The sequence below is a fragment of the Micromonospora sp. NPDC002411 genome (assembly GCF_053592955.1).
On record NZ_JBSFBM010000306.1, the window covers coordinates 1 to 8,178 of the forward strand.

The 8,178-nt window shown below is 71.5% G+C and carries 7 protein-coding genes; 4 read left to right on the top strand and 3 right to left on the bottom strand.

Translation table 11 applies throughout. The features are described from left to right. Positions 1-66: 66 nt before the first annotated feature. The gene (locus ACWCO3_RS27490; protein ID WP_244311613.1) at positions 67-1,164 is read right to left on the bottom strand and encodes a lytic polysaccharide monooxygenase auxiliary activity family 9 protein; all 1,098 of its coding nucleotides are present in this window, start codon (positions 1,162-1,164) and stop codon (positions 67-69) included. Between the two features lie 351 nt (positions 1,165-1,515). On the opposite strand from ACWCO3_RS27490, the gene ACWCO3_RS27495 reads away from it, so the two are divergent. The 3 genes from ACWCO3_RS27495 (at position 1,516) to ACWCO3_RS27505 (ending at position 5,644) form a co-directional block, all read left to right on the top strand. After that, positions 1,516-2,667 (top strand): XdhC family protein, encoded by a 1,152-nt coding sequence (locus ACWCO3_RS27495; protein ID WP_450012785.1) that lies wholly within the window; start codon positions 1,516-1,518, stop codon positions 2,665-2,667. 106 nt (positions 2,668-2,773) lie between these two features. Further along, positions 2,774-3,715 carry a PfkB family carbohydrate kinase gene (locus tag ACWCO3_RS27500; protein ID WP_357929260.1) on the top strand — a complete coding sequence of 314 codons (942 nt, stop codon included), beginning with the start codon at positions 2,774-2,776 and terminating at the stop codon, positions 3,713-3,715. A 102-nt stretch (positions 3,716-3,817) separates the two neighbouring features. Beyond that, entirely contained in the window at positions 3,818-5,644 is a 1,827-nt protein-coding gene (locus ACWCO3_RS27505; RefSeq protein WP_145779909.1) for an alpha-galactosidase, read from the top strand. A 5-nt stretch (positions 5,645-5,649) separates the two neighbouring features. Here the strand turns inward: ACWCO3_RS27505 and ACWCO3_RS27510 are convergent, their stop codons facing one another. Further along, on the bottom strand, positions 5,650-6,480 hold the full coding sequence (locus ACWCO3_RS27510) for an MBL fold metallo-hydrolase (protein ID WP_450012788.1): 831 nt from the start codon (positions 6,478-6,480) through the stop codon (positions 5,650-5,652). Continuing rightward, complete coding sequence (locus ACWCO3_RS27515; protein ID WP_145779911.1) at positions 6,477-6,881, bottom strand: thioesterase family protein; 405 nt, start codon at positions 6,879-6,881, stop codon at positions 6,477-6,479. The genes ACWCO3_RS27510 and ACWCO3_RS27515 overlap by 4 nt, the downstream gene beginning before the upstream one ends. 138 nt (positions 6,882-7,019) lie before the next feature. Between ACWCO3_RS27515 and ACWCO3_RS27520 the strand changes: the two genes are divergently transcribed. Then, positions 7,020-8,087: a phosphatase PAP2 family protein gene (locus ACWCO3_RS27520; protein ID WP_358166166.1), complete on the top strand. Its 1,068-nt coding sequence runs from the start codon at positions 7,020-7,022 to the stop codon at positions 8,085-8,087. Positions 8,088-8,178 lie beyond the last annotated feature (91 nt).

Genomic DNA, 8,178 nt, shown 5'->3' on the forward strand with positions numbered 1-8,178 from the left:
GGTTTGCGTCACCGGATTGGCTCCGGATGACGCAAACCTCTTGATCAACTATTCACGGCGAGGGGCTCAGCGGGCGGCGCAACTCACCGTGGGGGCGCCGTTGGTTCCTGTGGAGCTGCCCAGGAAGCCGAACGTGGTGCTGGCCGACGGTGCGAGAGTGCCGTTGTAGTTGACGTTCGTCGCTGTCACCGACGATCCGGACGACGTTTGTGTCGCACCCCAGATCTGGCTGATCGACTGCCCGTTGGGCCAGGTCCAGCTTGCGGTCCAGCCGGACAACGCCGAACTGCCGTTGTTCGTGATCGTGACCTCGCCCTGGAAGCCACCCTGCCAGGAGGTGGTCACCTTGTAGCTGGCCGTGCAGGCGCCACCGGCCGGCGGCGGGGTGGTGGTCGGCGGCGGGTCGGTCGGACCCGGCGTCGGGGTGGTCGGCGTGGGGGTCGGCGACGTCGTGCCGCCCCGGATGCCGGTCACCTGACCGTTGCCACCGTCGAAGACCACGTCGGAGCAGCCGAAGAAGTTCTCCTGCGAGTCCGACCGCACCCAGCGCGAGTAGATGATGTGCTGGCCGCTCTTGCCCGACGGCAGGTTGCCGCTGAAGTAGTAGTGACCGTCGTTGGTGCCGACGCCGCCGCGCTGCGGCGGGTTGGTCACCTGGAGGAACGGCTGCTCCTCCAGGTCACTCCAGGCGAGCGCCCGGTTCGGGCTCCAGCTGTTCTTGGTGATGTAGAAGTAGAACGTGCCCGGGTGGTGTGCCCAGTTGCTGTACTTGAAGTCCAGCCGCGCGCCGGCGGTCAGGTGGGTCAGCGGCCAGTCCGTACGGGGCAGGTCGTAGCCGCGGAAGCCAGTGGCACCACCGCTGCACAGCTGGCCGTCCGGAATGAAGCCGGTGGTCCGGCCACCGGCGTCGGAGCGGAGCACGCTGAACCAGTTGTAGAGCGAGTTCGCGCCACTCGTCGCGACGGCGGCGGAGCACGCGGGGTTGGTCGGCCGGATCTCACCGGTCTGGCTGAGGCCGTCCTGCCAGCACAGGTAGGTGCGGCTGCCGGGCGTCATCGCCGCGCCATGCGCCTCGGCAGGCTGCGGATTGGACGCCAAGGCGACGCCGCCCAGTGCGAGTGTCACGGACGCGATGAGCAACGCGGCCGTACGGGAACGGTTCACAGGTTCTCCTGACTCGCGAGGCGCGCCGCCCGCGCCGCCCCGCTGACATCGGGTGGGATGTGGCATGATCGCCCGCCTCGGTGAGCGGTGCGACGATCACGGCGACGTGCCCGGCGGAGAATCAGCCGGTGGACACGCGCCATCGTCGGTCCAGCCCTGGACCGGTGCCCTCGCGTCGAACGAACCCGGCAACCGGCGGCACGGCAGCCCTCGCACCGCCCGGTACGCGTCATCCCACCATGCCGCACGGTCCCGACGCAATAGTCGTTCCTCGATGCATCAATTGACCCGTCGACCGTCGGCGGACGCCATATCCTGCCTAGAGGTGAGGAAACCGAGAGGTGGCGGTCGGTGCCGGACGTGTTCGACGAGGCGCACCGACGTTGCCGCGGTGGTGAGCCGGTCGCCCTCGCCACCGTCGTGGCCACCTGGCGCTCCGCGCCGCAGCCGCCCGGCGCGACCATGCTCGTCGCGGCCGACGGCACGGTCACCGGCAGTGTCTCCGGCGGCTGCGTCGAGGCGGACCTCTACGAACGGGCCCGCCGCGTGCTGGACACCGGGGCACCCGAGCTGACCAGGTACGGGATCAGCGACGACGACGCGTACGCCGTGGGCCTGACCTGTGGTGGTGTCCTCGACGTGTTCGTGGAGCGCGTCGACGCCCACGCCCTGCCCGGGCTGGACGCGATCGCCGCCGCCCGCCGAGACGGCCGACCGGCGGCGGTGGTCACCTGCGTGGCGGCGGACGCCGGTGACCCGCCGGGGCCGGTGCCGGCCGACCCGGCCGGGCGGCTGGGTCGACGGCTCGTGCTGACCGGCCGGCAGCCGACCGGCTCCCTCGGTGACGACCGCCTCGACGCCGCCGCCAGCGCCGACGCCCTCGGGCTGCTCGCCGCCGGACACAGTGGAATGCTTCGGTACGGGTACCACGGGCAGCGCCGCGGCTGTGGCGTGAGCCTCTTCGTGACCGCGTACGCCACACCGCCCCGGATGATCGTCTTCGGGGCCATCGACTTCGCCGCCGCCGTGGCCCGGATCGGCGCGTTCCTCGGCTACCGGGTCACCGTCTGCGACGCCCGGCCGGTCTTCACCACCACGCGACGCTTCCCTGAGGCGGATGAGGTGGTGGTGCAGTGGCCGCACCGCTACCTGCGTACGGAGGTGGACGCCGGTCGGGTCGACGTGAGGACGGTGGTGTGCGTCCTCACCCACGACCCGAGGTTCGACGTGCCGTTGCTGGAGGTGGCGCTGCGCCACCCGCTGGCGTACGTCGGCGCGATGGGTTCGCGACGCACCCATGACGAACGGCTCAAGCTGCTGCGCGAGGCGGGGGTCAGCCCGGCGCAGCTCGCCCGGCTCGCCTCCCCGATCGGGCTGGACCTCGGTGGGCGTACGCCTGAGGAGACCGCGGTGAGTGTGGCCGCGCAGATCGTCGCGGCCCGCTGGGGCGGCACGGGTCGCCCGCTGGTGGCGCTCGACGGGCCGATCCACCAGCTGGGGTAGCGGTTGCGGAGGCTTCGGTGCCCGTTGAGCGGCCCGTTGTGCCAGCCTGGTGCCACGGCGATCGGTTCGGCCTACGAGGGTCGGTGGTGAGGACGAGAGGACCGGCATGGGATACGCGGTGGTGCTCGGCGAGGCGCTGGTCGACCTGCTCGACACTGAGCGCGACGGTGAGCGGGTCTACCGGCAGGCGATCGGCGGTGGGCCGCTCAACGTGGCCGTCGGTGTGGCCCGCCTCGGCGGCGCGGCACAGTTCGTCGGCTCGCTCGGCGACGACGTGCTGGGTGGTCGCATCCGCGCCTTCTTGAGCGCTGTGGACGTCGGGGTGGCCGGTGCGGTCACGGTGCCGGCGCCGACCACGCTCGCCGTGGTCACGTACGCCGGACCGGAACCGGACTTCCGCTTCTACGGCGAGCCGGCCTCCTACGGGCTGCTCGGCCCCGACGACCTGGATCTCGCGCTGATGGAGGGCGCGGACGTGCTCTACTGCGGCTCGATCGTGCTGTTGCAGCCCGACGTGCTTGCCGCCGCCCGACGCGCCTGGTCGCTCGCCACCGGTCTGCGGGTCTTCGATCCGAATGTGCGTCCCCGGCTGTTGGACGGGCCGACCGCGCTGGAGGGGCTGCGCGAGGTGGTGGCCGAGTTCGCCGCCGGTGCGCACCTGGTCAAGCTGAGCGCTGCCGACGCCAGGCTGCTCTATCCGGGTGAACCGGTCGAGGGGGTCGCGGCGTACCTGCGCGAGGTGGGTGCCTCAACGGTGGTGGTGACGCTCGGCGCGGCCGGTGCGGTGCTGGCTGCCGCCGACGCCGACCCGGTCCGGGTGCCGGCCCCGAAGGTCGACGCGATCGACGCCACCGGCGCGGGTGACTCGGTGATGGCCGCGTTGATCGCCGATCTGCTCGTCGCCGGGGAGCCGGTCACCCCGGACGGGTGGATCGAGCGGGTCGGGTTCGCGCTGCGGGTCGCCGGCCTGGTCTGTGAGTCACCGGGTGGCGCGACCGCCATGCCCACGCGCGCCGACGTGGAACGTCGCTTCGGAAGCGCCGGCTGAGTCGTCCGCGGGGGTGAGCGTCATCTTGACGCCCACTTCATGTGAGCGTTAACATCGACGTCTTGCGATGGAAGCATCCCTGCGCTCTCGCCGGAGGCTTCGATGTCACCAGTCCTGGTACCTCCGTCGTTCCGCCCCGTCGCGGCAATGCTGATCATGCTTCTCGTGGCCGTGGGAGGCATCTTCGTCAGCCCGCCCGAACGGGCGCTCGCGTGGGACAACGACGTGGCCGACACCCCACCGATGGGGTGGAACAGCTACGACTCGTTCAACTGGAGGGTCACCGAAGCCGACGTACGGGCCAACGCCGACTACATGGCCACCAACCTGCGGCAGTTCGGCTGGCAGTACGTGGTGATCGACTGGGCCTGGTACTACCCCGGTCAACACAACAACAGCCCCAACCAGGACGCCAACCTGCAACCCCGGCTCCGGATGGACGCCAACGGGCGACTGCTACCGGACACCACCCGGTTCCCCTCCGCCGCCGGTGACAACGGGTTCAAGCCCCTCGCCGACTACGTCCACGCGCAGGGGCTGAAGTTCGGCGTCCACCTGATGCGCGGCATACCCCGCCAGGCCGTCGCCGACAACGTCCCGATCCTCGGCACCACCTGCCGCGCCAACCAGGTCAACAACACCACCACCGCGGCCTGGCTCAACCTCATGTGGGGCCTGAACATGTCCAACCCCTGCGCGCAGACCTACCTGGACTCGGTGTTCCAGCTGCTGGCGTCCTGGGGCGTCGACTTCGTCAAGGTGGACGACATCGCCGCGCCGACGTACCGGCAGGCGGAGGTCGAGGGATACCGCACCGCCATCCAGCGCAGCGGCCGCCCGATGGTGCTGAGCCTGTCTCCCGGCGCGACCCCGCTGGCCAGCGGCGGACACGTGCAGACCAACGCGCACATGTGGCGCATCGTCAACGACCTGTGGGACAACTGGTCGTCCGTGGACGCCCTCTTCGACCAACTCCGCAACTGGACCCCGTACCGCGCCACCGGCGCCTGGCCCGATCCGGACATGATCCCGATCGGTCGGCTCTCCAAGTACGGGCCGGTCGGGTCGCCGCGCTACTCCAACCTGACGGCGGACGAGCAGCGCACCCTGATGTCGCTGTGGGTGATCAACCGGGCGCCGTTGATGTGGGGCGGCAACCTGGTCGAGAACCGCGCCTCGGAACTGGCGCTGATGACCAACGCGGCGGTGCTGGCGGTCGACCAGAACAGCACGAACAACCGTCAGCTCACCGGCGGCACCCGGCAGGTGTGGACCGCCGACGTGCCGGGCAGCAACCACAGGTACGTCGCCCTCTTCAACCGGGAGAGCAGCGCGGCCCCCGTGTCGGTCAACCTGGCCGACCTGGGCATCGGATCCGCCAGCGCGACAGACCTGTGGTCCGGTGCGGCCCTCGGCACGGCGAGCGGCACCTTCACCCGTACGCTCCCGGCCCACGGCGCCGGGCTGTACCGGCTCGCGCCGGAGACCACGGTGCCGGTGCCGACCACGTCCACCCTCACGGCTCGGCACAGCGGAAAGCTGCTGGACGTGTCGAACAACGCGACCACCGACGGCGCCGACGTGGTCCAGTGGGCCGCGAACGGCCAGCCCAACCAGCGGTGGCGGTTCCAGGACGCGGGCGGCGGCTACCAGACGGTGGTCAGCGTGCACAGCGGCAAGTGCCTCGACGTGTACGGCGGCGCGACGGCTACCGCAGACGGGGTCCGCGTGACCCAGTGGACCTGCAACGGCGGCACCAACCAACAGTGGCGCGTGCAGGACCTCGGCACCGGCTACGTGCAGCTCGTCGCCCGGCACAGCGGCAAGTGCCTGGACGTCCTCAACGCCGCCACCACCGACGGTGCCCGAGTCGTGCAGTGGACGTGCGGCACCGGCAACCAGCAACAGTGGCGGCGTACCTCGGCCTAGGCTGCTCAGCCCTCGCCGTCGAGTTCGAGGTAGCCGCGCCGGGCGGCGATCAGGGCGGCGCGCGCACCGAAGGGCGCCTCGGCGGCGACCCGCTCCGGCGGGGCGCTGCCGGTGTGCGCGGCCCGGATCAGCCAGGCCAACCTGGCCAGCTCGGCGTGCTGGGCGCGGACGAAGTCGACGTCCACCGGGTCGCCGTGACCCGGCACCACCATGGTGCGCGCGGTGGTCAGCCGCAACAGGTCCGCGACCGCGTCCGGCCACTTCAGGGGGTACGAGTCCTCGAAGGCGGGCGGGCCGCTCTGCTCCACGAGGTCACCGGCCACCAGCACGTCGGCGTCCGGCACGTGCACCACCAGGTCGGCCTCGGTGTGCCCCCGGCCCGGGTGCCGCAGCAGCACCCGCCGGCCGCCCAGGTCGAGTGTCGTCTCCGTCTGCACGGCGTGCGTCGGGGCGAGCAGCGGAGTGTCGGCCAGCTCGGCAGCTAGCGTCGGGTGCTCCGTCCGCACCTCCTCGTACGCCTCCCGGCGCAGCCGCTCCGGCTCGTCGCGCAGGGCCGCGACGGCCAGCTCGTGCGCGTACACCGGGCGGGGTGGCTCGCCGGCCAGGACGGCGTTGCCGAAGCAGTGGTCGTAGTGGTGGTGGGTGTTGACGAGCGTCAACGGCCGGTCGGTGACCGCCCGCACGGCGGCGGCCAGGTCGGTGGCCTGCGCGGCCGACGAGAGCGTGTCCACCAGCAGGGCCTCGTCGTCGCCCACGACCAGTGTGACGTTGACCCGCAGCATCGGCTCGCGTCTCACGTGCACCCGGTCGGCGACCTCGACGAAACCGGCGGTCATGACACCCGCCCGGCGCGTTCGACGAAACGTTGCCGGTCCACCATGATCCGGTCGACCCGACCCCGGGCCACCGTCTGGTCACCGTCGCTGACAGTGACCTCGAACGACAGCCGGCGACCGTCGACGGTCGCCAGCAGGGCCTGCGCCCGGACCGTCCGGCCGACCACGGTCGGCGCCAGGTGCTCCAACTCGACCCGGGTGCCCACCGTCGTCGACCCGGGTGGCATCCCGGTCGCCGTCGCCGCGACGGTCGCCGCCTCGGCGAGCGCGAGGACCCGGGGAGTGCCCAGCACCGGTACGTCCCCCGAACCCACCGCCTGGGCGGTGTCCGCGTCGGTGACAGTCAACTCGACCTGGGCGGTCAGACCCGGCGCGAAGGCCGGCTCGGGCTGCTCCTGCATGGTCGTCAGCCTAGGTGCTCGCCGAGCCCGTCGAGCACGCGCCCGGTGATCCCGACACCCACCGTCTCCCACCTGTGCGCGGCCCCGCCGGGTGGTCCCCGTCGGTCGATGCCGTACCCGTCGTTAACCTTGACGGCGATGGCCGTCGTGACTGACCCCCAGCCCCCCGCCCGGACCGACCCGCCCGCGTCCCCGGACGGAGGTCGTCGGCGCGTCGTCGCCATGACCGTCTGGGCGGTCGCCTTCGTCGCCGCGTGGCTGGCCATCGGGCTGCCCACCGACCCCGCGTACGCCTTCGTGTGGATCTGGCTGGCGACCATCGCCTGGAACAGCGAGCGGCCGTGGCGCAGTCACCTGCGCTTCGCCCGGGACTGGGTGCCGGTGGTGCTGCTGTTCGTCGTCTACAACCTCTCGCGGGGGTTCGCCGACAACGGGGCCACCCCGCACGCGATGGAGTTGATCGTCGCCGACCGGTTCATGTTCGGCTGGGCCACCGGCGGGGAGGTGCCGACCGTCTGGTTGCAGCAGCACCTCTACCACCCGCAGGTGCACTGGTGGGACGTCGCGGCGAGCTGGGTGTACTTCTCCCACTTCGTGGTGGCGCTCGCCGCCGCCGCGGTGCTCTGGCTGCGCGACCGGCACCGCTGGGCCGCGTACATGCGGCGCTGGGGCTTCCTCTGCGCCGCCGGCCTGGTCACCTACTTCCTCTACCCGGCCGCCCCGCCCTGGTGGGCCGCGCAGAACGGGCTGCTCACCGAGGTCGCCCGGATCTCCACCCGGGGCTGGAAGGCGTTCGGCATGCACGGCGCCGGCAACGTCCTCAACGCCGGCCAGATCGCCTCCAACCCGGTCGCCGCGATGCCGTCGCTGCACACCGCGTGGGCGCTGTTCGTCGTGCTGTTCTTCCTCACCAGCACGCGCCGTCGCTGGTGGCCGCTGCTGCTCGCGTATCCGCTGGCGATGACCTTCACCCTGGTCTACTCGGGTGAGCACTACGTGATCGACGTGCTGGTCGGCTGGGCGTACGTGGGGTTGACCTTCCTGGTGGTCGGCCTGGCCGAGCGCGGCTGGGCCGCCTGGCGCGTCCGCCACCCGAAGGCCGGAACGCCACCGCCCCCCGAGCACACCGCCGACCCCGAGACACCACCCAACGAACCCCCGTCCCCCCGCAAACCAACCACCCCCCAGGTCCCCGCCGACCACTAACCGCCCCCACCCCGGCCCCCCGTCGATCATGAAGTTATTGCCATGACACGCCGGTCGGGAGGGCAATAACTTCATGATCAACGCGGTGGGG

Coding starts and splice junctions, on each gene's coding strand:
- ACWCO3_RS27520 (WP_358166166.1), top strand. CDS start 7,020: ATGGCCGTCGTGACTGACCCCCAGCCCCCCGCCCGGACCGACCCGCCC.
- ACWCO3_RS27500 (WP_357929260.1), top strand. CDS start 2,774: ATGGGATACGCGGTGGTGCTCGGCGAGGCGCTGGTCGACCTGCTCGAC.
- ACWCO3_RS27510 (WP_450012788.1), bottom strand. CDS start 6,480: ATGACCGCCGGTTTCGTCGAGGTCGCCGACCGGGTGCACGTGAGACGC.
- ACWCO3_RS27515 (WP_145779911.1), bottom strand. CDS start 6,881: ATGCAGGAGCAGCCCGAGCCGGCCTTCGCGCCGGGTCTGACCGCCCAG.
- ACWCO3_RS27505 (WP_145779909.1), top strand. CDS start 3,818: ATGTCACCAGTCCTGGTACCTCCGTCGTTCCGCCCCGTCGCGGCAATG.